Raw genomic sequence first — 23,238 nt, 5'->3', positions numbered from 1 at the left:
TTATTTTTCGCCCTTCAAAGATCAAGGGCAACCACGTACGTTCCCTACGGTACGTGTTCAGGAGCGCGGGCTTGTCACTCAGGGGGAGTGACTGGGGGGAGGTATCAGCGACCCAGGGCAGTTGCGCTTGGCAACGAAAGTAGGGGCTTCGTTTAGCGAGCGCAAAGAAATACGGAACGTGTTTAGGGGGAGTTCTGTGGACGGGCGCACCTATGACGAACGAATAACAGCCGCCCGAGAAGCTGTATTCGGAAACAACCAGCTCTCCACCATCGGAAGCGCGCTCATACGGAACGCCGAGTTCCAAGACGTCGTCGACAACGACGACGACCCGGATGATCTGGTTCTCTCAATCAGCCAGCGTGGCCGCGACAACGTGGCGGAACTGGCGCTCTACCGGCACTACGGCGTCATGATCGAAGCCATCGGCGCCCGCTTTGGCCGGCATCCGGCTTTCGGCCCGGACGATGGCCACCAGGAAGGCGTCTTGGCTCTGCTGGAGATGGCCCGCAACGGAGCGGCCGACTTCACCCGCCGCGCCAAGCGCGCGATCACCAACCGTGTCGCGACCGAGGCATCACGGCTTTCCCGTGCTGTGACGGGCTTTTCCCCCGATCAGGTCCGCACTGTGAAGAGCGCGTTGGAGCAGGTCAACCACGATCGCGACGCCGCGCGTGTGATCGTGACCAGCCACCCCGACGTGAACCGGCGCATGAAGGCCGACACCTTCGATGCCATCGCCGCGCTCCTGCTCCCAACGCCGCAGCCTGCGGGAGACACCGCAGAGGAGCCAGCCGACCCGGCTGCATGGCCCGAGGACGCGACGGCTGCCTACGTCGACGAGCTGTTGCACCACAAGATGGTCAGCGCCGCCGATCATGAGCTGCTGTGTCGCGCCTACGGCCTCTACGGGTTCGAACCTCACACCGACGACGCTCTCGGTCTGCACTACGGGGTGGATCGAAGCGTTGCCGGGAAGCACCGCCGCAGGGCGCTGGCCACGCTGCGCACCGCCGCGAAGGCGGTGGCAGCAGCGTGACCAGCCTGTGCCTCGCAGCACAACTCGGCGATCCCACCGCTGCCACGGTGAATCGCCATGCCGAAACCCACGCCATTACTAGTGGATTCGACCAGGCGACCGTACTACAGCTAAGGAAAGCCTTCCCATCCTCGCCTTGGCTGGAGCCTCAGACCTTCGCCGCGTCGTTCTGAACAAGGAGGGAAGTCGTGCCTCAGTCCAACAGCAGCGGTCGCCTGCCCGGAGCCCGATTCAGCCTGACAGCGGTGTGGGAGGTCTACAGCAAGCACAAGGAATACCTCGGCACTGTCCGCCGCGTCGAAAGATCAGGCGCAACGGTCTACGAGCCCGAACGCAAAGACGGCAAGCCAGTGCGGCCACCCGAAGGATCACCGCGCTCCCTCGGCTGGCCCACCAAAGACAGCGCCGCCGCAGCGCTCGTGCTGTCCTACCGCTGACACAAGTACGATCACCCGCACCGGCATGGACGAGCCCCACCCAAGACGCGCCTCGGGTGGGGCTCGTTTCCGTTTGGGGCCTTGATGTATCGCTGTCGCGGTTGCGCTACATCGCGGTGCTCAACTTGTCGTCAAAGGTGAGCACGAGCCTGCTGTGGGCCTTTTCGATAGGCGTCGCCGCAAGTTCGTTATCCGGCGTGTCGGCTGGATAGGCGATCACCGTTGGTCGTTTGTCCCGTGCTGAAGACCAGGCTCGGATTTCGTCGCACAGTCGTTCGGTCAGTTCCTCGGCGGCGGGTCCGTTTCCTATTGCTCCCAGTTCCCAGCGCGCCCCGTTCTCGGTTTCCTGTCGTCGGGATGTGAGGTAGGCCAGAGACCCACCCTCGACCAGGGCGGGGGAACGCAGCGGCGCGATCGGATCGCACACGTCGGCGGAAACGTCGGACTGTGCGTTGACTCGGCATGTGCGCGAGTCGGTCACTGTCATGTGCAGCCACAGTCCGTCGTGGGACTCATCCCCGGCGATGGTGACCCCGGACCAGGCGGTGATGCGAGGCTGGTCAAACACACCTTTCAGGACGCTCGGGTCCACTGCTTGATCACGGTCCCAGTGCAGGCCGACCGTGCCGTCCTCGGTGATCGGCGCACTTCGTTCGCCTTCGTCGTCACCGACCAGGTAGACGAATCCGCACAGTTCGACAGAGTCGGAGATCAGGCGACCCTCCTGCTCGCTGAAGGCGACACTGCGGGCTTGCCCGCGCCACCGCAAGGGCAGGACGATTCGGCCACCAGGGGCCAGTTGGTTCCACCAGGCTTCGGGGATATCCCAGGGGCTGACCGTGGCGATGATGCGGTCGTAGGGTGCGTGCTCGGGAACACCGGCGGCCCCGTCCCCGGTGACAACGCGGACGCCTCCGTAGCCGGTGGTCTGCAATGCGCGGGATGCCTGCGTGGTCACGTCCGCGTCGATGTCGATCGTGGTCACGTTTTCGGCGTCGCCGGTCAACTCGGACAGCAGGGCCGCGTTGTAGCCGGTCCCTGCGCCGATCTCCAATACACGGTTGCCCGGTTGGACATCGAGCTGGTCCAGCATCATCGCGACGACGTAGGGAGCTGAAGCGCAGGATAGCGATGCGCCGTCCTCGAACCGGTGTGTGATCACCGCCTTCCAGGAGTGGTAGGCGGTCTCAAGGTCGGCCTCGGGAACGAACTCGTGGCGTGGTACTTGCCGGAGGACACGCTCGACCTCGCTGCGCCATGCGTGCCCCATAGTGCGGACTTTGTCGACCATGCTCGCGCGCAGTGCGTCGGGCGAGGTGGTGTCGGTTTCCATCAAGTCGTTGGCTTCCTTCCTGTTCAACTATCGAGGAGTAGGCATGCATCCCAGCCCGTGGCGGGCGGGGTGTTCGTGGTCGCGGCGTGTTGCGCTAGGCGTACCCCAGGTTCGCCTTCCAAGAGTCCGTGGCTGGACGGTGGTTGGTGGCGCAGGCTTTCGGCGAGACGATCAAGGAGCCGTGGAATGTGGGCGCGCACCTGTTCATCGTCCTGGCCGACACGCCAGGCAGTGTGGACCAGTCCTGCCCAACCGTGGCAGAGCGACACATCCCTGAGCTGGGCGAGTTGCGACTCGTCCGCAACGCACCAGGCCAGGACCTGTTGGGCGAAGTGCTGTCGTGACGCGTCGTTGAGCGCTATTCCGGCGATGTGCTGGGCGCGGGCCAGTCCGGGAGTGCCGTAGCACCAGGACGGGCGTTGCGGACCGTGCTGGCGGACAACGCCCGCCTCGTGTTCGGATCGGCTGATCACACCAGGCCACCAGGCGCGGTGCGCTGTGCCGCAGCGCCAGCGGTCAAGCCACTGGCAGATCCGGTTCATCGCTTCGGCCTGACCGTCCACAGTGATGCCGCGACGCATCGCGATCGACAACAGCGCGAGCGGTCCGGCGATGCCGTGCGCGATGCCGAGATTGCCGTGCCCGCCTTGCCAGTCCGGGGATTGTCGGCCGGGTGCGTCTGCTGCCCACCACCCAGGTAGACCGTCGGGCTGTGGTTCGGTGAGGCGAACGAGGTATGCGAGCACGTCCCGCAACAGGTCGCCGCCGCGGTGCCGGTGGAGCAGATAAGCGCCGAGTCCAGTCAGCCCGGCGATCAGGTCGAACTCGCGCTTGGCGGGTGGTACGCCGCGGTCAATGCGTCGGTGTGCTGCCGCGAGTCGTGTTCGCGTGACCGTGTCGACATGCTCGTCGAGCGTCGTCAGGGCACGCCAATGGCTCGTCGCGCTCAGGGTGAAGGCAACCGCTGGAGCCCCCTCGAAGAGGGTGGCCTCGTCCGGATGGGCCTCCACCGGCTCCGCGACCATCGCCTTCAGCAAGTCCCGGCAGTCGTTGCCGAACTCAAGGTGCAGCAAGGTCGTCCCCGCCGCTCCATCGGCCAAGGACTGCCCCCGGACGGGTTCGCGGGTTTCTTGTGCGCTCATGCGCGATTCCTCCTGTACGCGCGCCATGTCGCGGCTGCTTGTCGGGCCAGCCGAAGACATACCGCTTCCCGCGTCCGGTCCACGCCGAGTGCGCGGTTGTGGTGCATGTGCAGCAAGGAGTGGAGGATCTTGTCGGTGTCCACGCCTGTGGGCAACGCCCTGCGGTACCAGTGCACGGCATCGGCCCGTGCGCGGTGTTTGTCGGCAACGGCAGCCCACCCTGGAAGCTCTGCTTGCATCTCGCCGCCTGCCAATCGCTTCACCTGGTCGACCGCAGTTCGGTCTGGAATCGCGTGGGGCACCTGGGTGTTGAGCCAGTCATCGGCGGCGTCGCGGCTACCAAGAAACGCGGTGGCCACGTCGAACAGGGACAACGCGGTGACGACCGTTCCAAGCGCAGCGTCGAGGCGTAGGTGGGTGAGCTGCGCGAGGACCAGTCGCGAGTCGGCAGCGAAGACTTGTTCGGCTTCCTCGATCGCGGTGTAGCGCCCGGTCTCCGGGAAATAGGTGTCGAACGCCCAGCGACCGATCAGCCTCGAAGCTCGGAGCTTGTCAGCCCACGCGCTGACGGTGGAGATCACCTGCGTGGTGTCGTTGCCCAGGCGGATGCGCAGCCGGAGGTGGTCTGCTTCCTCGCCTTCGCGTGCTTGGGGGTAGCGGACGAACCAGTAGTCGCGGTCGCCGAGGCTGGACAGCAGTGCAGGAAGCTGGTTGACGATCAGTTCGTCGATACGCCCCGCGGAGAGGAAGAGCTTCGCGTACAGCCACGTCGCTCGGGCCGAGGCTGGGGGATGTCCGTGCTCATCGTCCACGATGGGTAGCACGGCGATCTTCGGCGCCGGTACTGGTGCCCGTGTGGAGGTCATCGGCAGAACGACGGTGTGCGCTTGGCCGTCGAGCCACCCGCCAGCGTCGCGTTCAACGGCTTCCAGCAGTACGGCATCGCCGTGCTGACGAAGATGCCGGTACAGGACCTCCCGGTGGGAGGGTTCGTCGAGGTCGAGCGGAAGCAGTTGGTCGAAGTCCCGCAGCTCGACCCGCCGTGGGCATCGCCACGCCGCGCGCCAGTGATCGAGTGCCTGGCCCCACTCGGCCTCGTTGGCTGGTAGATCATCGAGGACGAGTCGCCATTTCGCTGATGACAGGACCGCTTTCCGGTACCGCAGTCGCGGCCGGAACGGCAGCTTCTCGGCCGCGCCCCAGTCGAAGCCGATCCAGTCGACGCCGAGGGCTCGGGACAATTCGCCGACCATCCGCGCCATTGGCGGCATTTGCTTCGGGGCTAGGGCGTGCAAGACCAGCGGCTCAACAACGCATTGCCGGGACAGACTGACGAGGTGCAGGTGATGGTCCGTCGCGGTGACGGCGAGGTCGTCCACCCGGATCGCCGCGCCAGTGGGCGCATGCTCGCCGACCGAGACGGCATTCGGCAAATACTGGGGTACGCGGCACACATTCTCGGCGCTGGGGTAGATCGGGGGAAACGACAGTTGGACCGGCAGCGCGCCCTCAGCCGTGGTGGGCAGGCTCGCGAAAATCGCGTCGAGCCCGGCTTCGGGTACGAGCGTGGTGAATCGGGAGGTCAGTGTCCCGGCAACGCGGCCGGGCGTCACGGTGAAGGTGAACTCGCCCCGGTCGAGGGCCTCCTTACTGGAGGCGTGGATACGCGCCCCGACGTCGACATGCGGCGGGATCGACCCGCCGCCACCAGCCGTAACCAGCTTCTCAACCGTGTCCTCATCCAACTCGATCTCCCGCTCACCGCGTGCGGCTGCCCCCGAAGCGAAAGCAAAAAGCAGCTCGTCCCGCTCCGAGAACACGCGGCGCCCGCTCGCCTGGCCACTGCCGGGATAGCCACGCGGCACCCCAATCCCGGCATCGGGATCGAGAACGACCCGAAGAGGAACGAGCGTGCCCTGTCCGTAGCGCTCACAAAACGCGGTGAAGTACTCACGCCACTCGCGGGCACCAGTTGTCTGCCGGGCGAGCTTGGCGAGCACGCTCGCCGCCCGCTCCATCTCGCGCGCCACATGCCGAGGAACCTGGACATCGGCGTCCAGCCGAAGATCGACCGCGATCGGGTCACGCACCGCGTCCACAACGGTCCGCATCCGAACTGCGATCTCGGTGCGTGCATCCTCGTGAGGTGCATGGTTGTGCGCGCGGATCGCCTCGTGGATCTGGTCAAGCTCGTGTATCAGCGGTGCGACAGGCAGATTGTCGGCACCTACTTCCCGCAGCCGGTCCAGGACGAAGCCCAGAGGATCGGTGATTGTGGACGGAGCACGCAGTGAGGTCAGCAGGAATCCGTTCTGCACCAACGACGTGAGCATCCGCAGCGGATCTCCGGCGGCCGGAAATGCCTGAGCGAGTTTGTCGGCCAAGGCCCCAACCTGGACGGGAGAGGTGGCCTCATCCCGCAGCAGCATGACCGCACTGGTTCGACGGATACTGATCTTGTCGGGGCCGGGCAGCTCCACGCGCTCGCCGCGGAACTCGGCCGCGTCGTTGAACGTGACATCGAGTCGTGCCAACAGGTCCGGAGATTGCTCGCAGAGTTCGACGACCTGATGAATCCAGCGGGTGTCCGCATGTGCGACCGGCTGGTGAAGCTGGCCGAGCCGTGTCTTCGTCGTCTCACCTACCGATACGGCACTCACCCCGGCGAACATCCCGAACGGCGTAGCCCTGCCGCTGGCCCGGAGCGCGTAGCGCACCACCGCGAGCGTCGCGCGCTGAACATCATTTGCTGGGACGCGATCACCGGAGAGGATCGTCTCGACGCGAGCTGCCAGCACAGGGCTCGCGTGTCGGATGGCTGGCGCCAATCCGCGCAAGGACCAAGCCTGTCTCAGCCACGTGCGGCATTCGTGCCCATCGGCGGGATTTGGCCACCAATGAGGTTCTGCGATTCCCGCTGTCGCCCGCAGCAGGCCGGTCCCGTGATGTTGGTAGTCCTCTGGGGCAGGCATCCCCGCACCTCCGACATGTAGAGCCTGGGGCCGGGCATTGAGCCCGGCCCCAGCTTGATCAACTCGCTGAGACGCAGGCCGACGGGCAGGTGGACCCGCAACCATCATCGGTTTGACAGGCCGTTTCCTGCGGTCGCGCCTTCTCCGTCAAGACCTGAACATCAAGATCGAAGACGTCCGAGTCGGTGTCCACACTGGACTCGGGGGCGTTGAGAATAGCAGTCATCGTTCACCTCCTTCTTGTGTCGCGCCAGCACAAGGCTGGCCGTTTCCTCACTGGGTCGGCGGATCTTCTGTCGCATGAGAGTCCGCCGACTCACCGGACCGATTTGGCCCGGAGCTGGGCTTTGCGTCGATACGCCGGTTCGGTGATCTTGAGGGTCTGCGCGGCAGCCGCGCGGGTCCAACGCCGACGCTCAACGAGAACATCGAGAAGGGTTTGCTTGAGTTCGTCGTCGGTGCGGCGTTCGCGCAGCATGTCCCAATGCGTGCGCGGCGGCTTCGCCCTTACCTGCTTCTGTTCAGACCCGTCGACGATCTCCGACTCCGTGCCATGCAGGCGGCACTCCCACGTCGGCGGGCACTCGGCGTCCGCCGCGAACGGGACCTCGAACCTGTGTCCCTTCGGGCAGGTGTAGAACACCTCCTGGCGCGGTGCTTGCTCGTAGTCGCCGAATGTTTCAAGGCTGATTCCGTAACCACGCGAGCCGACCAACTTGCTCATGCGGCCTCCGCCAGAGCACTTGGCGGATCGGGTTGGGAGTCCGGGTCGGTTGTCGGCCACGGGATCAGGGGTGAGGTCGGAGCGTCAGCGGGGGCCGAGTCAGGGCCGTGGACCTTCGGCAACACCTGCGTGTCCCGGTCTGCCGACTGCCGTCCGGCCGCTTCGGCGGTCTTCATTGTTACCAACCCACGGTTGCGGTCACGCGCGATGAGGCAGTTCTCGCACACTCGGTAGCCAAGAAGGTCCGGTGCCTTCTTGCCCAGCCACTCGCCGCGAATCTGGCGGACGGTGTGGCCGCACATCGCGTGCCGAGCGTTCGTTCCCGCCCCGTAACGGTCTTGTTCCGCGAGGTGGATGTTGCTTTCCTTGTTGCTGGCCACCCAGACCAGCTTGACCAGTGTTCGTACCTGGTGGTGTGGGTGGTAACTCACGATTTTCCCCTCATCAACTCCCGTCCAGGCTTTCCGTACGCGGACAGGAATCCCCAAGCGACCGGCAGGAACATAAGAGCCACAGCGATGACGAGGATCGAAGTCAGTAATGTGCCCTCAGTCATTCCTTTCCTTCCCCAGTTCGTAAGTGACCGGCTGTTGCTTCGGAGACATCGGCCGCCTCGCCGCCCAGGCGGTTCACCAGTTCCACGAGCGCTTTGACGTGCACGCCGACGACGTGGGTTACGTCTGCGGCAGGTGCGAGGACCTTGATCCCTCGCTCGGTGGTGGCAAACCGCAGTGCTTTCCGGTTGCCGCGCCCGTCCTCGGCCGGGACCTCAATCCAGTGCATGACTAGCTCCTTTGGAGACAGGGGCCTGGTCGGTGCGTCGGGGGACACCGCACCGACCAAGCCGGTGTGGAACCCAGTCCGGCGTCGAGGTCGGGGGTCTCCACGCCGGACCGGGGGTCAGTAATAGAAGTGGTCCTGGCGGTTGTGGCCGTAGCAATGGCCAGTGGACTGTGCGACGCAACTGCCGCAGAAGGTTTCGATGCCCAATGCGCCAGGGTGCGTGCGGGAGCCGGGCTTGGCGTGAGCGATCTGGCCGCCACATAGCCGCGGGACCTTCGCGCCATCCGGTAATGCCCTCGGGTCCGTGAGAGTCGCGTGCCTCTGGTCGGACTCCTGATCGACGACCCACCAGACGACCTTGGGACCGAGCCGGGAGGTCACGGGACCACCCGCACCCTCGGCTTCGGTGGTCCGGAGGGGCGACCGGTGAGCACTCCCTGTGCTCCGCCGTCAACCGGTCGCCCCGCACCGCCGCGCGCCAGGAGGCCGGAATCCCGTCGCGGCATGGCGGCGTCGACGTGGCCCTGCGGCCGGCTGCGCAGGCACCACAGCAGGAACATCGGCCCAAAGATCAGCGCCCAGGCCACGAAGGCCAGAACGAGATGCAATGCCATAGCTTTCACCGCCGTCGCTCTTGTCCAACCCGTCGCTGGCGGCGATGTCGCCAGCAGCCGAGCCAGCGATGGAGCGGTGACTTCTTCGGCTGCTGCCTGAGACTCTGGACTGCGTTGACGCAGAAGCGAATTGCTCGAACGCATAGCCGTATACAGGCAATATGCATCGCATCCATAAACGCAGCTTGTTCGTGATATTGGTCGGATACACTGCGAGCGATCGCAACGCTACGGAGTGAAGCGCATATGGGGATAAAGAAGTGCGCTGACTGCGGCTGCCGCCTCGCTCGCGACCACCGCGGAACCCGGTGCAGCCCTTGCATCCGCCGTGCCCAAACCAGGGAAGGCGAGCAACCGCCCCCACCACCGGACGGCTTCTGGGAACGCGAGGACGTCCGGGCAGCTATCGCCGAACAGCACTTTGGTCGTATCGTCCGTTTGTACCGCTTCGCGTTCGCTCCACCGATCAACCAAGCTGCGATGTCCGAGTGGCTGGGTATCGGGCAAAGCCAGGTAAGCCGCATCGAACGGGACCGGCCGCCCACCGACCTCGCCAAGCTCAGGCAATGGGCACGGTTGCTCAACGTGCCTCAGTCGGTTCTGTGGTTCCAGGCCGCCGACGATGCATCAGATGCATCGCCAACAAGCGGCCCGCCACCTAACCTCGCGCCGTATAAGCACGACGACCGAGGAGATGACGACGTGTACCGCCGGGACGTCCTCAAGCTGGCAAGCGCCGCCATCATGAGCGCCGCACCGTGGCAGCGGCTGGCCGACACGATCGAGCACGGCCTTGCCCCGGACGCGCGAACTATCGACCTCATGCAGGACCGCACTACCGAGTTCTTCCACCTGGAGGAGACCACTCCGTCCCGGACCATCCTGGCGTCACTCATCGAGCACGGGGTAACCCTGCGGGACTTGCTGGCCGTCACCTCGAACGAACAGGACCGGCGACGGCTGCTGTCAGCGGTTGGCGAGACCGAAGCACTCGCCGGGTGGCTGGAGTTCGACCTTTCCAAGCCTCGCGAAGCCCTAAAGCGGTACAAAGAGGCCCTGAAGATGGCCGAGGAAGCCGGGGATGGGCCGCTGATCGCTTGCACTCTCAACTACTGGTCATACCTGCTCGCCTCGCAAGACAAGTCGGACGAGGCAGTGGAAGTCCTGGCTAGAGCTGGCGAACATGTCCGCGGGTCCGCACCTACAACACAGGCGTGGGTCGCCGCCCGGCAAGCGGAGGAAGCCGCCCGCATCGGGGAACTCGCGACCGTCGAACGCGCGCTTGAGCGGGCGTTCACCGCCTACGACTACGCTCGGCCCCATCACGAGCGCTCATGGACCAGTTTCTTCGGCGCTTCCCGGCTGGGCAGCCTCGCTGTGTCTTCCTACGGCCGCTTGGGGCACCGCGACACTGACAGCCTCGCGGGTTCCCTGCTGAAGTCCTTGTCCCCGTCGGAAACCAAGGTCCGCGCGTTGGTGGTATCGGACTTGGCACTCTCCGCAGCGACGAAAGCCGACTACGACCGGGCCGACGCGCTCGCATCCCAGGCCCTTCCACTGGCCGTCCGCTACGAGGCCAGCCTGGCGCAAGACCGGTTGTGGGAGCTGACCGAGAAGCTGCCGCAGGTGCCCGGTCGCGGCGTTACCAGTAACCTGCGGCAGCGCATCACCTCGGGCTTGTCAACCAAGCATCAGGAGGCTTGAGTTTCCTCGTCCACCCACTTCAGGTACGCCTCGTTCCCACCCGTGATCGGAGTGACGATCACTTCGGGCACGTCGTAGTCGTGGTTGGCCTTGATGTGCTCGATTAGCGCGTCAGTGCGGCCCTCAGCGGTCTTGATCTGCAACTGCCATTCTGGGTCGTCCTGCGCCGCGCCCTCCCATACGTAGAAGCTGCGGATCGGGACGACCTGCACGCACGCCCCAAGGCGCCCCTCCACGATGCTCCTCGCCAGGGTGGCCGCTTTGTCTTCCGAGTCCGTCGTGGTCACAACCTGCACGTAGTCAGCCATGTCGGCCAGCGTACTGCCCGGACGGTGATCACCCAGTGAACGGCAAATGGCCCCCGCTCTCGGAAAGTCCGGGGGCGGGTCCACGCCCTGATTTTGCTCGATCGAAACTATGTTCTAGTCTTGTCGCTGCGTGTCCCGAACGCACGCACCGGCCCCGCGGCCGGTCCGAGGAGGGGAAGTCCTCGTGGCCGACCACCGCGGGGTCATTCTTTGCGTTGACCTTACAGCGCTAGCGCTGTAAGGTTCGCCCTTGTGGCAGAGAAGTTGACCAATGCCCAGGTCGCCGAACGACTTGGGATTGCCGCTAGTACCTGGCGCTCCTACGTCTCACGCGGACAAGCTCCGCCAGCAGACGGCCGCTACGACGAACGAACCCCTTGGTGGTGGTCAACGACGATCGACAACTGGACGCCACCAGGACGCGGTACCCGAACTGACCTCAAGGAGCCCCGGCGATGATCAGCAACGAGCCCATCTGCCTACGACGACTACCGCGACGCCAAGGACCGCGGTACCGAGGCCGGTAAGCAGAACCGAAAAGGAGCCCCGTCCGGGACGGCCATCCCGAACGGGGCGACGGCACCGACACCCTGGAAGGAACCAGTGCCAATGACCACCCTAGCCCCGTCGTTGCCGCGACGGTCCACCCTCACGCGCCCGACGCAGCAGCGACGGCCCGCCGGCACCGCTCCGACGCTCGGCCGACGCTTCAGCGACGCCACGGCGACGGTTGAAGCGCACCTGCCGATCCTCGCCGCCGCAGGCATTGCCTTCTCCGGGCAGATGGGCTTCGCGGCCGACGTCCTCAAGTACGGCTTCGTCGGCCAGGTGCTCTACGCAGTCGGCGTGGAAACCCTCTCCTACAGCATGGCCCGCCTGTGGTCACGCGCCAGGCGACGCAACCAGCGCGGTCGACTCGCGCTGTCGGTGACCTGGCTGTTCGCGTTATACGCGGCCGGGACCAACTACTGGAACCACTCGCGCGACCTGACGCCGTCGCCGACCGCCGTCGCCTTCGGCGTCTTATCCGTCGCGGGCGTCGCCGCGTACCTGGTCCACGAGCGCTACCGAATCCGCCAGCACATCCGCGACCGTCGCCGGACGGTCACGTCCGCCGTCGCCGAAAGGACACCCCGGCCCCACACGAACGACGGCACATCGCAGCCACCGACACCGCCTCAGATCGTGGTGACGGTCCTCCCGCCGCGCACGCCCGCCCGACTGACGCTTCCGGCGAACGCAGACGAGGGACCATCACACCTCCCAGTCCTCACCGACGCCCAAGATGACGCCAAGCTGACGGCAACCGAGAAGGCTCGACGGTGGCTCGACAAGCAGGTGACGGTCCACAACCGGGACCTCGGAACCATCAAGGCAACCGAGGTTGCCGAGGCATCCGGCCTGAAGTCCCATGCCCGCGAGGTGCTTCGGAAGTACAAGGCGGAGCGTGGAGTCGCAGAGGAGGACACGCCAGCGAAGCCCGCCAGCAGGCAGACCACATAGACCCAACATGCCGCTGACCACGCCCCGGCCCCACCGCGGCCGGGGCATCCCTTCGCCACGGCACCCACTCGGAGCGATGATGGCTACATGGCATCCGTTTGGCAGGGAGCCATCTCATTCGGGCTGGTCAACATCGCTGTCCGGCTCCACCCCGCTGTATCTGGAGAGACAGCGACCTTCCGGCAGATCCACCGCGACGACGGCGGCCGGATACGCCACAAGCGCGTCTGTGAACAGGACGGCCGGGAGGTTGACCTAAGCCAGATTGACCGGGCCTACGAAGCGGGGGGCCTCCTCGTCCCGCTCACCGACGAGGACTTGGACCACCTCCCGCTGCCCACCCACCGGCAGATCGAAGTGCTCCAGTTCGTCGCGGCCAAGGAGATCGCGCCGGTACACCTCGGCCGCGCCTATTACGTCGAGCCTCACCCAGTACTGGGAGCCGAACGCGCTTACGTCCTTCTCCGCGACACGATGGCCGAGACTGACCGGATCGCCCTCACTCGGGTAGCGATCCGCCAGCGCGAACATCTCGCGATGCTGCGACCTGACGCGAACCTGCTCGTGCTCCAACTCCTCCACTGGCCGGAGTCGATTCGCGACCCCTCACCTCTGGCCCCGCCACCTGGAGTAACTGCGCGGCCAGAAGAGAAGCAGATGGCCCGCACACTGATCGACTCGCTAACCGGCCACTACCACCCCGAGGACTACCGCGACCGGTACCGGGAAGCCCTGGAAAGCCTTGTCGACGCCAAGCTCACCGGCCGCGAACTCGAAGAAGCGCCCTCAGCGCCGCCCTCCATCGACCTCATAGATGCACTAAACGCCTCGATCTCGCAGGTGAAAGCGAGCACTCATAAATTGACCGATAGCTAGCCGATGCCAAGTAAACCAACGCGGAAGGACCTGATGAAACGCCCAGTCGAAATCTCTCCTACAGCGAGCACGCTTCCGGAATTGCACGACATGGTGGTTTCGTGTCGGGCCTGTCCGCGGCTTGTTGCGTGGAGGGAGGAAGTGGCGCGCACCAAACGGGCAGCATTTCGTAACCAGGAATACTGGGCCAAGCCCGTTCCTGGATTTGGCTCCGAAGATGCCGCGCTCGCAATTGTTGGGCTCGCTCCCGCGGCTCATGGCGGAAATCGTACGGGTCGAATTTTCACGGGAGATCCCTCTGGGGACGTACTGTTCGCCGCCCTCTACGAGGTGGGGCTGGCTTCCCAGCCGAAGGCCACGAACCGGAATGACGGTATGCGTCTGAACGGCGTGTGGATCACCGCACCTGTTCGCTGCGCACCGCCCGGGAATAAGCCGACCCCGGCTGAACGGGATGAATGCGCGCCCTGGCTGACCCGTGAGTTCCAACTGCTCCGGCCGACGCTCCGAGCCGTCGTCGTGCTCGGAGCCTTCGGGTGGTCGGCGTTGCTCCCCGTGCTCGATGTTGCCGGATGGGCCATCCCTCGCCCGCGGCCCAAGTTCGGACATGGTGCGATCGTCGAGCTATGCGCGAAAGATGACGGCCCACCGCTGACCCTGTTCGGCAACTACCACGTAAGCCAGAGAAACGTCCAAACAGGACTGCTCTCACCTGCGATGTTGCGGGATGTTCTTCAGCGAGCGAAGGTGGCNNNCTTCTGCCAGAGAAACGTCCAAACAGGACTGCTCTCACCTGCGATGTTGCGGGATGTTCTTCAGCGAGCGAAGGTGGCGGCGAGGATTCCGTAAATCCGTTCACTTCTGCCAGCAGAACACCTTCACCGGAAAGCTGACGCCGGAGATGCTGCGCGACGTCCTGGAGCGGGCGAAGGAGCTTGCGGAACTCCCGTAGGTGCGCTCAGCTCATGCCGGGAGCAGTCCGGTACGCCTCAAGCGCCTCGGACGCCAGCTCCGGCGGAGTGTCGTGGCGGAAGAGCGCGCAATGACGTGGATCGGCGAGGGGCGGACTGAGCAGGCTCACTCGCCGGTCGTGCCGTCGATGAGCTCCCGCGCCACGTCGAGCTGTCCCACGTGGCGCGCGTACTCCTGGAGGAGGTGGAACAGGATCCTCCCCAGCGATGGGGCCTGCTCCGGGTCGTGGAACCGGCCGCCGATGCTCGCCTGGTCGTCGAGCGCCGCTTCGGCGACCAGCGCTCGCGAGCGTTCGACCTCGTCGCGGTAGGTAGCCAGGGCCGCGGTCGCGGACTCCGTGATCGGCCCCCAACCCGACTCGTCGCCGCCGGGCAGGTGGGGGAGCACGTCCTCGGCCGCGAACCCCCACCGGATCCACCGCCGTTCGACCATGGTCATGTGCCTGACGAGTCCCAGCGGCGACCAGCCCAGCGGTTCCACCGGGGTCGTCAGCTGCGCCTCCGAGAGCCCGGAGGTCTTGAGGAGGAGCCGGTCGCGGTACCAGTCGAGGTAGCCCACCAGCAGGTCGCGCGGATCCCGCGCTGTTGCGGGTGGGACACCGAGTTCGCCGAGAGGCGCAGGGGTAGTCGCCATGCGGGGAACGTAACCGGGACCACTGTCAGCGGACCGGGCGGAAGTGGCTCGGAAGTGTCCGCGCGTTACTCCGCCGAGCACCACACGGCCAGCTCGCAGCCGCCGGGCTCCCGGAAGTGGAAGCGCCGGCCACCGGGGAACGTGAACGGCTCGACCGTGACGACGCCCCCCGCGTCCTCCACGTCCCGCCGCGCTTGTTCGAGGTCGTCCGTGCGGATCGTCACCAGGGGCGCCGATGGCTGCTCTTCCGGATCGGCCTGGAACCCGAGGTTGATTCCCGGACCGGCCACGTCGGCGTAGTCGGGACCGTAAGGCGTCGCGGTCCAGCCGAACGCCTCGGTGAAGAACCGGCCCGAGGCGGAGGCCGTTTTCGATGGGAACTCGACGAAATCAACGGTGTACATGCTCTAGTGGCTCCTCAAATCGAAGCGCTTCTCCAACGCTGCTGACCCGGACCGTCTACCCGACGTTCCGCCGAAGGTCGAGTACGCGCTCACCGATGTCGCGTGAGAACTGCACGAGTCCTTCGCCGGATTGACGGCCTGGGCGGAACGTCACCGAGCGACGATCGCGAAGGCCCGCATGGCCTAGGCGAACGCCAGCAAAGCTTCCTGGCGAGGACCGCCAGGCACAGCACCGCAACCGCGACCGCGAAGTACCGCACGGCGGTAAGCAGGCCGACCGAGGCCGCGAGGAAGCCGACGCCGATCACGGGCAGTCCGACGCCCAGGTAGATCACGACGTAGAAGCTCGACAGCACGTCGGCGCGGCGATCGGCGGGCGCGGCCTGGTTGACCGTGGTGAGTCCGCCCAGGAACGCGAGTCCCTGGCCCGTTCCGGCGATCACGATCGCCGCCAGCAGCAGTGCGGGTGCGGACGTCCCGCCCGCGAGAGCGAGAAGTACCAGCCCGGCGGCCAGCAGCCCCAGGCCGATGAGCTGAAGACGTCGTGCCGGCTGCCCGTACCCGAAGACCTGCGCCAGCGCGGAGCAGGCCAGCATCAGCGCGACGGCACCGCCGCCCAGCAGCAGGTTGCCGCTGCCCGCCAGCATCGCCACGTAGGCGGGGATCAGGGCGAGGAACACCCCGATCACCGCGAAGGCGAGGAATCCGATGATCCCGCTCGTGGTGAACGAACTCCGCATGGCTGCGGGGATTTGCGGACGACGCGGTCGCCAGCGCGCGGTCGCTCGTCCCCGCGGCAGCGCTGCGATCACCACCACCGCCGGGACGAGCAACGCGATTTCCACGGCGAACGGCAGCACGTGCGGGGCAGGGGCGTACTCGACGAGGGCTCCGCCCAGCAGCGGCCCGAGGCCGAGCCCGCCGACGGAGGCCACTGTGGACACCAGAGCGGCTTTGCGGCCGTTGCCCGATGGTTCGAGTTCGGTCAGTGCAGAAGTCAGAGCGCCCGAAGCGGCTCCGAGCGCCATGCCTTGGAGGATCCGCGCGACGAACAGCCACCCGGTCCCCGCCGCCATCGCGAACGCCAACGCGCCCAGCGCGGCCAGGCCGACAGCGGGCAGCAGCACCGGGCGGCGCCCCACGGCGTCCGACAGCGGTCCGGCGATCAGCAGGGAAGGGATCAGCGCCGCCACGTACGCGGCGAAGACCAACGTCACGACCAGCGGCGAGAAGCCGAAAGTCCGCTCGTAGTCCTGGTACAGCGGCGTCGGCAGGTTCGTGCCGGTCAGCAGGACGACGAGCGCGTACGCGCAGCCCCAGAACTTCCAGCGGCCATCGGGCGCCATGGATCCTCCTATGTTCGGATTTTGCGAACATAGCAGATGTTCGGAATCGCCGAACATGCTCGGCTAGGATGGCTCCATGGCAAGCCGCACCGCGACGGAACTCGTCCACCCGGCCCGGAACGAGCTGCGCTTCACCGACGTCACGGCGGCGCTGAGCGATCCGGTGCGCCTGGCGATCGTCGCCCGGCTCGCCGAGGCCGGCCCCGGCGGCGAGCTGGCGTGCACGACGTTCGCCCTGCCCGTCAGCAAGTCGACGCAGAGCGGGCACTTCCGGACCCTCCGGGAGGCCGGGGTGATCCGGCAGCGGGACGAGGGCACCCGGCGGCTCAACCAGCTCCGCCGGGACGACCTCGACGACCGGTTCCCCGGACTGCTCGACCTCGCGATCGCCCACGGGCGCGAGGTGATCGCGGAGTGGTCGTGATACTGGGGCCATGAGCCAGCCACCAGAGGGGCAGCCGAGGTACCGGCTGCTGACCGGACCCGACGACGAGAACTTCTGCCGGCGCATCAGCGACGCGCTCGACGCCGGCTACCAGCTGCACGGATCACCGGCCGCCACCTTCAACGGGACCACCGTGATCGTGGCGCAGGCGGTCGTGTGGCCGAGCCGGTGAGATCAGATCTCGTAGGCCAGGACCAGCTCGTAGCCGTTGTCGCTGTGCCCGGCGACGGAAAGCTCCGCCTCACCGCGCAGGTTCGCCAACGCGCCGGTGCCCAGGCCGGGAACCACCTCGACGCGCGCGGCCACCGATCCCTTGTCCTGGCTGCCGATGTGCTGGAACACGCAGCTCCCGGCGTGACCGCCGATGGTCCCCTCGAAGCGCTCGAACCCGAGCACCGGCGCGGCGTCGGGCTTGTACGAGATGAGGTAGACCAGCGTGCTCGTGCCCTCGATGTCGCCGGTGTAGGAGTAGCGGACCTCCGCGCGGGTCACGCCCCGGTTCGGGTAGTACGCGCCGCCGGCGGTGATGCCCTCCCCGTCGACGTCGGTGATCACGTCCTCCGACCACGCCGCGACGGTGAACCGGCAGGTCGCCCTGTGCGAGTAGCTCATGGCGGCCGACGCTATTGCGCGGCTCGGCGGCGGTCTTGAACAAACGCGACAACCCGCCCCGGGGGCGTCCCGAAGCGATCGTGCGCCCCGCCGCGCCGCTGCTCGACGTCGAGCGCATCGCGCCCCGCGCCGAACTGGCCGACTTCGTCGACTACTACTGGCTGACCCGCTGGAACCTCCGGGAACCGCATCGCCAGCAGGTCGTTCCCCAGCCCCGCGTGCACATCGCGGGAGAGGGCGGCAGGTTGCTGGTGCACGGCGTCTCCCGCGAACCGTTCTTCCGGACCCTGACCGGCACGGGGCAGGTGCTCGGAGCCGCCTTCCACGCGGGCGGATTCCGGCCGCTGCTGCGGGCGAGCGTCAGCACCGTCTCGGGAACTGTCCGGACCGGGCGGGAAGTCCTCGGCATCGACGACCGGTCCGCGGCGCGCGGTGACGATCCGGTTGCCGCGCTGGAGGAATACCTGCTGCGCGTCGCGCCGGAACCCGACGCGACGGCGACGCTGGTGACCGGACTGGTCGGGGAAGTCGCGCAGCGGCCCGACATCGTGCGCGCCGACCAGCTCGCCCGGCACGCGGGACTCGGACTGCGCAGCCTCCAGCGGCTGTTCGCCGAGTACGTGGGCATCGGTCCGAAGTGGGTGGTGCAGCGATCCCGGATCCTGGACGCCACGGCCGCGGCCCACGCGGGCGAGCCGGTCGAGTGGGCGGATCTGGCGCAGCGGCTGGGATTCAGCGACCAGGCGCACCTGACCCGGGTGTTCGCCCAGATCGTCGGCGCACCGCCGTCGGAGTACCGGCGCCGCGCCGGAAATGGCTGATATCCGGGACCTGCGGGACGTATGGCAGGACCTTCGGTCCTTGCGGTCCGGAGCGGAACATCACAACGGGGGCGACGCGCTCGCCGGAATTTCGGTAGAGTGGCCGAGATCGCGGGTGCCGGTCGAATCCCGCCCCCCAACGCAGCCCAAGCACGCAGCGCTGCCAAGCGCACACCCTGCGTCGACAGTGATCGACGACACTCGCGACCGGCATCACATTAGGGGGGGTCTGCGCAGCGCTGATGCTGCCCGTGGTGCGACCATTGCGGCATGGCTGGTCAATCCGAACCCACCCGGATTCTCATCCTCGGCGGCGGTTACGTCGGCATGTACACGGCGCTTCAGCTCCAGAAGAAGCTGGGCCGCCGCGAGGCATCCGTCACCGTCGTCGACCCTCAGCCGCACATGACCTACCAGCCCTTCCTCCCGGAAGCTGCCGCCGGTTCCGTGGAACCCCGGCACGTGGTAGCGCCACTGCGACGAGTGTTGAAGCGGTGCCATGTGATCACCGCTGCGGTCACCGAGATCAACCACGGTGACAAGGTCGTCACGGTCCAGAACCCGCAGACCGGAACCGAAAACCTCTCCTACGACGTGCTCGTCGTCGCGCTCGGATCGGTCTCGCGCCTGCTGCCGATCCCCGGGCTCGCCGAGCAGGGCATCAGCCTCAAGACCGTCGGCGAAGCGATCTACCTGCGCAACCACGTGCTGGCGAAGATGGACGCCGCGGCCAACACCGACGACGAGGAGCTGCGCAAGCGGCTGCTCACCTTCACCTTCGTCGGTGGCGGCTTCGCCGGGGCCGAGGCCCTCGCCGAGCTCGAGGACATGGCCAGGTACGCCTCCCGCTACTACGAGACGATCTCCCCCGAGGACATGCGCTGGGTCCTCGTCGAGGCCGCGGGCCGCGTGATGCCCGAGGTCAGCGAGAAGATGGGCGTCTACGTCGTCAAGGCGCTGGAGGAGCGGGGCATCCAGGTCTACCTGAACACCTTCCTGAAGTCGGTCGAGGGCGGGCACGCCGTGCTCTCCGACGGCACCGAGTTCGACACCGACACCCTGGTGTGGAACGCGGGCGTGAAGGCCAACCCGGTGCTCAAGAGCAGCGACCTGCCGCTTGACGAGCGCGGCCGGGTCCGCGCCACCGCGCACCTGCAGGTCGAGGGCCTGCCGGGCGTGTGGGCCGCCGGCGACTGCTCGGCGGTGCCGGACCTGTCCAAGGCCGACGAAGACCCGAAGGCCACCTGCGCGCCGTCCGCGCAGCACGCCGTCCGCCAGGCCAACCAGCTCGCCAGGAACCTGCTGGCCAGCCTGCGGGGCAAGAAGACCCAGGAGTACCGGCACGCCTACGCGGGCTCGGTCGCGGGTCTGGGCCTGTACAAGGGCGTCGCCGACGTCTACGGCTTCAAGGCCAAGGGCTTCGTCGCGTGGTTCATGCACCGCTCGTACCACGTGAGCCGGATGCCCACGTTCAACCGCAAGCTGCGCATCATCATCGACTGGACGCTGGCGTTCATGTTCAAGCGCGAGGCGGTCTCGATGGGCCAGATCCAGAACCCGAAGGCGGACTTCGAGCGCGCCGCCGCGAGCTGACCCGGGTGCTGTGAGTCGCGACGCCGCGTGCCGGTTCGGGCACGCGGCGTTGTCATGTCCGGCCTAGGATCGTGGTTGCTCCGTGCAGGGGACGGAGGACCACGGTTATCCTTGACAATCTGTAGTGGGTAATCGAAGACTTGATGTTGTCTTCACCTAAAAGGATGGCTCACTCAGGGGGAAGGGGTGAATCCCTTGACGCTGAAGGAACTCGCCGCACTGGTGCGCAGCGGAGAGATCGAGGACGGCCCGCTGGCGGACTTCGCCGCCGACTACCGCGAAGCGGCGCGCGTCTTCCGCAAGAAGGACGACTGACCATGAGCGACGCCGAAGGGCGGCCTTCGGACCTCGCACATCCGTTCGGTCCCGCTGCCGCGTCTTCGGCCAGGGGCGTGCGCCCCACCCCGCTGCTGCTGCAGGGGCAGGACTACTTCTTCCGGTCGCCGGACACCGCCCTGGACTTCCAGGACCGGATGTACCGCGCGGACCTCGTGGCGGAGACCCCGGGCGACCCGGCGCCGTGCGTGCTGGTGCTGGCCCGCGCGGCCGACATGGAGATGAACGAGCTGTCGCTGGCGCTGGCCGAGCACGACATCCGGATGGTGCGGATCGACGCCGACCGCTGCCTGGACCTCGGCCTGACCGTCTACACCGACGCGCCGCTGCTGGAGTTCCAGCGGTGGCTGCTGCGGCCGGTGCTGGTGTGGCGCCGCCACTTCGACATCACCGCGCTGCCGGTCGACCCGACCACGGTGCACGGCGCCTACGTGCGCGAGCAGTGGCAGGCGGTGGCGAACTGGCTGGCCTGCCGCTCGGACTGGGAGCAGGTCAACCCGGTGCGCTCCAGCGCGCACCTGGACCGGCTGACCCAGCTGCACGACGCGACGGCCTTCGGCCTGCGGGTGCCCCGCACCGCGGTGACCACCATGCCCGGCCGCGCCCGGCCGGGCGGCGGCCGCTGCATCGTCAAGACCGCCGGGCACCACCTGCTGGAGCCCGAGCCCGGCGCGCTGCGCGGCCTGTTCCCGCGCCCGCTCGACATCCGCCGCACCGACGGCGTGCTGGAGCCGGCGCCGGTGCTGGTGCAGCAGTACCTCGACGCCGAGCACGAGCTTCGGGTGTTCGTGGTCGACGACCGAGTGATCCCCTTCCGGGTGGAGAAGCTCGATCCGGCGCAGTTGTGGGTGGACCCCGAGGCGGTCGCCGTGCGCCGGGTGGACGTCGATCCGGACCTGGCGTCGAAGCTGCTCGCGCTGTGCCGCCACTGGCGGCTCCAGGTGGCCGCCTTCGACCTGCTGGTCATCGACGGCGAACCGGTCTTCCTGGAGGTCAACGTCAACTGCGACTGGCGCTGGTTCGAGCACCGCGCGGAGAGCACCGAGGTGAGCGACGAGGTGCACGGCTGGGTCCGCCGCCGCTTCGAACAGCTCGCCGAGGTGGCCGGGGCTCGCCGGGAGCGCTGGTGAGAGGAGGAACCGGCGCGCCACCGCCGGGTCGTCAATGCTCTGATCGGGGCTTTCCGTTCCCGGGGAACCGGGTGCAGAGTCATTGCGTCCCACCCGAGACGACCGGACCGCGACCGCGGGACGGCCGCTGAACACCAGGCCCCCGTAGCCCAATCGGCAGAGGCAGACGACTTAAAATCGTCCAAGTGTCGGTTCGAACCCGACCGGGGGCACTCATCATCCCAGGTCAGAGCCTGCCTGGACCTTTCCGGGACTTGCGTACGGTGGAGGTATCCACCGTTTACCCGTCGGTTTCGGTTCTCGGCAGGAGCTGGAGATGCCTCGACCACCTCTCCAGATCGGCACCCCGGTTCCGTGCGTATCACGGCAAGACCCGCCCCATCGAGCGGCGCGACGTGACGGAGAAGAAGGCCGTTAAGCGGTTGCAGGCTGCGATCAAGTAGCTGCAGGGTTCCAAGGCGAGGCTGACGGTCGACTCCAAGCTCCAGGTCCCTGCCCGGCATGGGCTGCCCGACCACAATCCGGTTCGAGAGGTAAGTCCGGTCGAGGGTGGGGCGAGGAAGGTTCGCGCGCTCACCGACGAAGAGAGGATTCGGCTGTCGGCGTGGCCGAGCCGCAGATCCGGCACGCCGAGACGGAACTCGACGCCCCGGACACCGAGGCCGTGGCCGAGGACGGCGAGCGACTCAAGTCTCGTTGGAGGGGGCGGTGCCTGCTGCAACAGGCACCGCCCCCTGGGATTCCCGCGCTCGCCCAGGCCAAGGCTTCGCAGGAGTTCCGCCTCGACAGCAGACCAGGTCTGCAGGGCGGTGGTCAGTACTTACCGGACACATCCGGACGCGCAAAAAGAGCAGCTCACGGCCAGCCCGGACGTGTCCGGACGGGGAGCGGCTTTCCTTCGCCCGCAGGGAACGCCATCATTGATCAGTAACCGGCGGTGATCGTTTATCACCGCCGGGCGCTCATCCCGTGGGTGACGTCCTTCATGGTGCGGGCTCGCTGCAACGAACACCGCGCAACGCCGCGAAGCACGCGTCCCAGGATGAGCGGCAACACCAGTTCCCGCGCTCGCCCAGGCCGATGTCTTCGAGGTGACCCTGTGCCCCAGACCCCGTCCCCACGTCCGTCCACGAAGCCGCGCGTTCCCGTCGTCATGCTGCTCGCGGCCATGTTGTTCGTCGCCGTGCTCATGGTGCTGGGGCATGACCCACACCTCGCCGTGATGGCGGTGCTCGCACTGCTCACGGGCCTGCGCACGGTGGGGCGGTGATCACGATGCCGCGCTCATCGCACACTCCGGAGATCTTGGCTCGGTACATCCAGAACGTGATCAGCGAATCCGAATACATGACCGTGCTGCGCATGGCACGTGAATGGAGAGGGCTGAGCTATCAGGAACTGGCACGTCGCTGGGCACGGCGCTCTCCCCGCAACGCGCTGGCCAGGGCGTCCGTGGCGGACCTGTTCAGAAGAGACACGTTGCCCCGCAAGGGAAGCCAACTTGATGATCT

Annotated in this window: 25 protein-coding genes, 1 tRNA gene and 1 pseudogene; 14 read left to right on the top strand and 13 right to left on the bottom strand. The window is 66.9% G+C overall.

Features of this window, described 5'->3' with window-relative positions; translation table 11 throughout:
- Window positions 1–196: 196 nt before the first annotated feature.
- Together ABD691_RS27540 and ABD691_RS27535 are read left to right on the top strand one after the other, a co-directional pair.
- Window positions 197–1,039, top strand: coding sequence for a hypothetical protein (locus tag ABD691_RS27540; protein WP_344684597.1), 843 nt, complete (start codon window positions 197–199; stop codon window positions 1,037–1,039).
- 188 nt (window positions 1,040–1,227) lie between these two features.
- Window positions 1,228–1,476 carry a hypothetical protein gene (locus tag ABD691_RS27535; RefSeq protein WP_344684595.1) on the top strand — a complete coding sequence of 83 codons (249 nt, stop codon included), beginning with the start codon at window positions 1,228–1,230 and terminating at the stop codon, window positions 1,474–1,476.
- Between the two features lie 106 nt (window positions 1,477–1,582).
- Here ABD691_RS27535 and fxlM read toward each other — a convergent pair whose 3' ends face one another.
- The 8 genes and pseudogenes from fxlM to ABD691_RS27500 form a co-directional block, all read right to left on the bottom strand.
- On the bottom strand, window positions 1,583–2,836 hold the full coding sequence (gene fxlM, locus ABD691_RS27530; RefSeq protein WP_344684593.1) for a methyltransferase, FxLD system: 1,254 nt from the start codon (window positions 2,834–2,836) through the stop codon (window positions 1,583–1,585).
- Complete coding sequence (locus ABD691_RS27525) at window positions 2,833–3,951, bottom strand: lanthionine synthetase C family protein (RefSeq protein WP_344684591.1); 1,119 nt, start codon at window positions 3,949–3,951, stop codon at window positions 2,833–2,835. The genes fxlM and ABD691_RS27525 overlap by 4 nt, the downstream gene beginning before the upstream one ends.
- The gene (locus tag ABD691_RS27520; RefSeq protein ID WP_344684589.1) at window positions 3,948–6,923 is read right to left on the bottom strand and encodes a lantibiotic dehydratase; all 2,976 of its coding nucleotides are present in this window, start codon (window positions 6,921–6,923) and stop codon (window positions 3,948–3,950) included. The genes ABD691_RS27525 and ABD691_RS27520 overlap by 4 nt, the downstream gene beginning before the upstream one ends.
- Before the next feature lie 58 nt (window positions 6,924–6,981).
- Entirely contained in the window at window positions 6,982–7,149 is a 168-nt protein-coding gene (locus ABD691_RS33800; RefSeq protein WP_425565172.1) for an FxLD family lanthipeptide, read from the bottom strand.
- A gap of 165 nt (window positions 7,150–7,314) precedes the next feature.
- Window positions 7,315–7,647 (bottom strand): annotated as a pseudogene (locus ABD691_RS27515) (RNA polymerase-binding protein RbpA); the annotation flags it as partial.
- Complete coding sequence (locus ABD691_RS27510) at window positions 7,644–8,027, bottom strand: hypothetical protein (RefSeq protein WP_344684587.1); 384 nt, start codon at window positions 8,025–8,027, stop codon at window positions 7,644–7,646. The pseudogene ABD691_RS27515 and the gene ABD691_RS27510, both read right to left, overlap by 4 nt.
- A 172-nt stretch (window positions 8,028–8,199) precedes the next feature.
- Window positions 8,200–8,430 (bottom strand): hypothetical protein, encoded by a 231-nt coding sequence (locus ABD691_RS27505; protein WP_344684585.1) that lies wholly within the window; start codon window positions 8,428–8,430, stop codon window positions 8,200–8,202.
- A gap of 377 nt (window positions 8,431–8,807) precedes the next feature.
- Window positions 8,808–9,044 carry a hypothetical protein gene (locus ABD691_RS27500; RefSeq protein ID WP_344684583.1) on the bottom strand — a complete coding sequence of 79 codons (237 nt, stop codon included), beginning with the start codon at window positions 9,042–9,044 and terminating at the stop codon, window positions 8,808–8,810.
- 246 nt (window positions 9,045–9,290) lie between these two features.
- Between ABD691_RS27500 and ABD691_RS27495 the strand changes: the two genes are divergently transcribed.
- A complete protein-coding gene (locus ABD691_RS27495) occupies window positions 9,291–10,748 on the top strand; it encodes an NsdA family TPR-like regulatory protein (RefSeq protein WP_486374896.1) in 1,458 nt (485 codons plus the stop codon).
- Here ABD691_RS27495 and cutA read toward each other — a convergent pair.
- Complete coding sequence (gene cutA, locus ABD691_RS27490) at window positions 10,736–11,056, bottom strand: divalent-cation tolerance protein CutA (RefSeq protein ID WP_344684581.1); 321 nt, start codon at window positions 11,054–11,056, stop codon at window positions 10,736–10,738. The genes ABD691_RS27495 and cutA overlap by 13 nt on opposite strands.
- A 609-nt stretch (window positions 11,057–11,665) precedes the next feature.
- Between cutA and ABD691_RS27485 the strand changes: the two genes are divergently transcribed.
- The 3 genes from ABD691_RS27485 to ABD691_RS27475 all read left to right on the top strand — a co-directional run bounded on the left by ABD691_RS27485 (window position 11,666) and on the right by ABD691_RS27475 (window position 14,284).
- A complete protein-coding gene (locus tag ABD691_RS27485) occupies window positions 11,666–12,559 on the top strand; it encodes a hypothetical protein (protein WP_344684579.1) in 894 nt (297 codons plus the stop codon).
- Between the two features lie 87 nt (window positions 12,560–12,646).
- Window positions 12,647–13,435: a non-homologous end joining protein Ku gene (gene ku / locus ABD691_RS27480; protein ID WP_344684577.1), complete on the top strand. Its 789-nt coding sequence runs from the start codon at window positions 12,647–12,649 to the stop codon at window positions 13,433–13,435.
- Between the two features lie 33 nt (window positions 13,436–13,468).
- Complete coding sequence (locus ABD691_RS27475) at window positions 13,469–14,284, top strand: uracil-DNA glycosylase (RefSeq protein ID WP_425565171.1); 816 nt, start codon at window positions 13,469–13,471, stop codon at window positions 14,282–14,284.
- Window positions 14,285–14,512: 228 nt separating this feature from the next.
- Here ABD691_RS27475 and ABD691_RS27465 read toward each other — a convergent pair whose 3' ends face one another.
- From ABD691_RS27465 to ABD691_RS27455, 3 genes are all read right to left on the bottom strand, one after another.
- Window positions 14,513–15,040, bottom strand: a complete 528-nt coding sequence (locus tag ABD691_RS27465) for a DinB family protein (RefSeq protein ID WP_344684575.1) — start codon at window positions 15,038–15,040, stop codon at window positions 14,513–14,515.
- Window positions 15,041–15,105: 65 nt separating this feature from the next.
- Window positions 15,106–15,444 carry a VOC family protein gene (locus ABD691_RS27460; RefSeq protein ID WP_344684573.1) on the bottom strand — a complete coding sequence of 113 codons (339 nt, stop codon included), beginning with the start codon at window positions 15,442–15,444 and terminating at the stop codon, window positions 15,106–15,108.
- Window positions 15,445–15,533: 89 nt separating this feature from the next.
- Window positions 15,534–16,790, bottom strand: coding sequence for an MFS transporter (locus ABD691_RS27455; protein WP_344684571.1), 1,257 nt, complete (start codon window positions 16,788–16,790; stop codon window positions 15,534–15,536).
- Window positions 16,791–16,866: 76 nt separating this feature from the next.
- On the opposite strand from ABD691_RS27455, the gene ABD691_RS27450 reads away from it, so the two are divergent.
- A complete protein-coding gene (locus ABD691_RS27450; RefSeq protein WP_344684569.1) occupies window positions 16,867–17,214 on the top strand; it encodes an ArsR/SmtB family transcription factor in 348 nt (115 codons plus the stop codon).
- Between the two features lie 10 nt (window positions 17,215–17,224).
- A complete protein-coding gene (locus ABD691_RS27445; RefSeq protein ID WP_344684568.1) occupies window positions 17,225–17,407 on the top strand; it encodes a DUF1737 domain-containing protein in 183 nt (60 codons plus the stop codon).
- Between the two features lie 2 nt (window positions 17,408–17,409).
- Here ABD691_RS27445 and ABD691_RS27440 read toward each other — a convergent pair whose 3' ends face one another.
- Window positions 17,410–17,847 (bottom strand): DUF3224 domain-containing protein, encoded by a 438-nt coding sequence (locus tag ABD691_RS27440; protein ID WP_344684566.1) that lies wholly within the window; start codon window positions 17,845–17,847, stop codon window positions 17,410–17,412.
- 35 nt (window positions 17,848–17,882) lie between these two features.
- Between ABD691_RS27440 and ABD691_RS27435 the strand changes: the two genes are divergently transcribed.
- From ABD691_RS27435 to ABD691_RS27410, 6 genes are all read left to right on the top strand, one after another.
- Window positions 17,883–18,668, top strand: coding sequence for an AraC family transcriptional regulator (locus tag ABD691_RS27435; RefSeq protein WP_344684564.1), 786 nt, complete (start codon window positions 17,883–17,885; stop codon window positions 18,666–18,668).
- A 270-nt stretch (window positions 18,669–18,938) separates the two neighbouring features.
- A complete protein-coding gene (locus ABD691_RS27430) occupies window positions 18,939–20,261 on the top strand; it encodes an NAD(P)/FAD-dependent oxidoreductase (RefSeq protein ID WP_344684562.1) in 1,323 nt (440 codons plus the stop codon).
- Window positions 20,262–20,578: 317 nt separating this feature from the next.
- Window positions 20,579–21,727 carry an ATP-grasp domain-containing protein gene (locus tag ABD691_RS27425; RefSeq protein WP_344684560.1) on the top strand — a complete coding sequence of 383 codons (1,149 nt, stop codon included), beginning with the start codon at window positions 20,579–20,581 and terminating at the stop codon, window positions 21,725–21,727.
- Between the two features lie 138 nt (window positions 21,728–21,865).
- Window positions 21,866–21,939 (top strand) — tRNA-Leu (locus tag ABD691_RS27420).
- Window positions 21,940–22,826: 887 nt separating this feature from the next.
- Complete coding sequence (locus tag ABD691_RS27415) at window positions 22,827–22,997, top strand: hypothetical protein (protein ID WP_344684558.1); 171 nt, start codon at window positions 22,827–22,829, stop codon at window positions 22,995–22,997.
- On the top strand, window positions 22,994–23,238 hold a 245-nt coding region (locus ABD691_RS27410; protein ID WP_344684557.1), incomplete at its 3' end, for a hypothetical protein. The genes ABD691_RS27415 and ABD691_RS27410, both read left to right, overlap by 4 nt.

The organism is Saccharopolyspora taberi (assembly GCF_039534165.1).
In the GTDB taxonomy this organism is placed as follows: domain Bacteria; phylum Actinomycetota; class Actinomycetes; order Mycobacteriales; family Pseudonocardiaceae; genus Saccharopolyspora_D; species Saccharopolyspora_D taberi.
The sequence above is the reverse complement of the archived record's forward strand: the minus strand, read 5'-3'. Positions and strand labels throughout refer to the sequence as shown.

What these genes read in the sequence shown, in the direction of transcription:
- ABD691_RS27525 (WP_344684591.1), bottom strand. Translation starts at nt 3,951, where the DNA reads ATGAGCGCACAAGAAACCCGCGAACCCGTCCGGGGGCAGTCCTTGGCC.
- ABD691_RS27520 (WP_344684589.1), bottom strand. Translation starts at nt 6,923, where the DNA reads ATGCCTGCCCCAGAGGACTACCAACATCACGGGACCGGCCTGCTGCGG.
- ABD691_RS33800 (WP_425565172.1), bottom strand. Translation starts at nt 7,149, where the DNA reads ATGACTGCTATTCTCAACGCCCCCGAGTCCAGTGTGGACACCGACTCG.
- ABD691_RS27505 (WP_344684585.1), bottom strand. Translation starts at nt 8,430, where the DNA reads ATGCACTGGATTGAGGTCCCGGCCGAGGACGGGCGCGGCAACCGGAAA.
- ABD691_RS27500 (WP_344684583.1), bottom strand. Translation starts at nt 9,044, where the DNA reads ATGGCATTGCATCTCGTTCTGGCCTTCGTGGCCTGGGCGCTGATCTTT.
- ABD691_RS27495 (WP_486374896.1), top strand. Translation starts at nt 9,291, where the DNA reads ATGGGGATAAAGAAGTGCGCTGACTGCGGCTGCCGCCTCGCTCGCGAC.
- cutA (WP_344684581.1), bottom strand. Translation starts at nt 11,056, where the DNA reads ATGGCTGACTACGTGCAGGTTGTGACCACGACGGACTCGGAAGACAAA.
- ABD691_RS27485 (WP_344684579.1), top strand. Translation starts at nt 11,666, where the DNA reads ATGACCACCCTAGCCCCGTCGTTGCCGCGACGGTCCACCCTCACGCGC.
- ku (WP_344684577.1), top strand. Translation starts at nt 12,647, where the DNA reads ATGGCATCCGTTTGGCAGGGAGCCATCTCATTCGGGCTGGTCAACATC.
- ABD691_RS27465 (WP_344684575.1), bottom strand. Translation starts at nt 15,040, where the DNA reads ATGGCGACTACCCCTGCGCCTCTCGGCGAACTCGGTGTCCCACCCGCA.
- ABD691_RS27460 (WP_344684573.1), bottom strand. Translation starts at nt 15,444, where the DNA reads ATGTACACCGTTGATTTCGTCGAGTTCCCATCGAAAACGGCCTCCGCC.
- ABD691_RS27455 (WP_344684571.1), bottom strand. Translation starts at nt 16,790, where the DNA reads ATGGCGCCCGATGGCCGCTGGAAGTTCTGGGGCTGCGCGTACGCGCTC.
- ABD691_RS27450 (WP_344684569.1), top strand. Translation starts at nt 16,867, where the DNA reads ATGGCAAGCCGCACCGCGACGGAACTCGTCCACCCGGCCCGGAACGAG.
- ABD691_RS27445 (WP_344684568.1), top strand. Translation starts at nt 17,225, where the DNA reads ATGAGCCAGCCACCAGAGGGGCAGCCGAGGTACCGGCTGCTGACCGGA.
- ABD691_RS27440 (WP_344684566.1), bottom strand. Translation starts at nt 17,847, where the DNA reads ATGAGCTACTCGCACAGGGCGACCTGCCGGTTCACCGTCGCGGCGTGG.
- ABD691_RS27430 (WP_344684562.1), top strand. Translation starts at nt 18,939, where the DNA reads ATGGCTGGTCAATCCGAACCCACCCGGATTCTCATCCTCGGCGGCGGT.
- ABD691_RS27425 (WP_344684560.1), top strand. Translation starts at nt 20,579, where the DNA reads ATGAGCGACGCCGAAGGGCGGCCTTCGGACCTCGCACATCCGTTCGGT.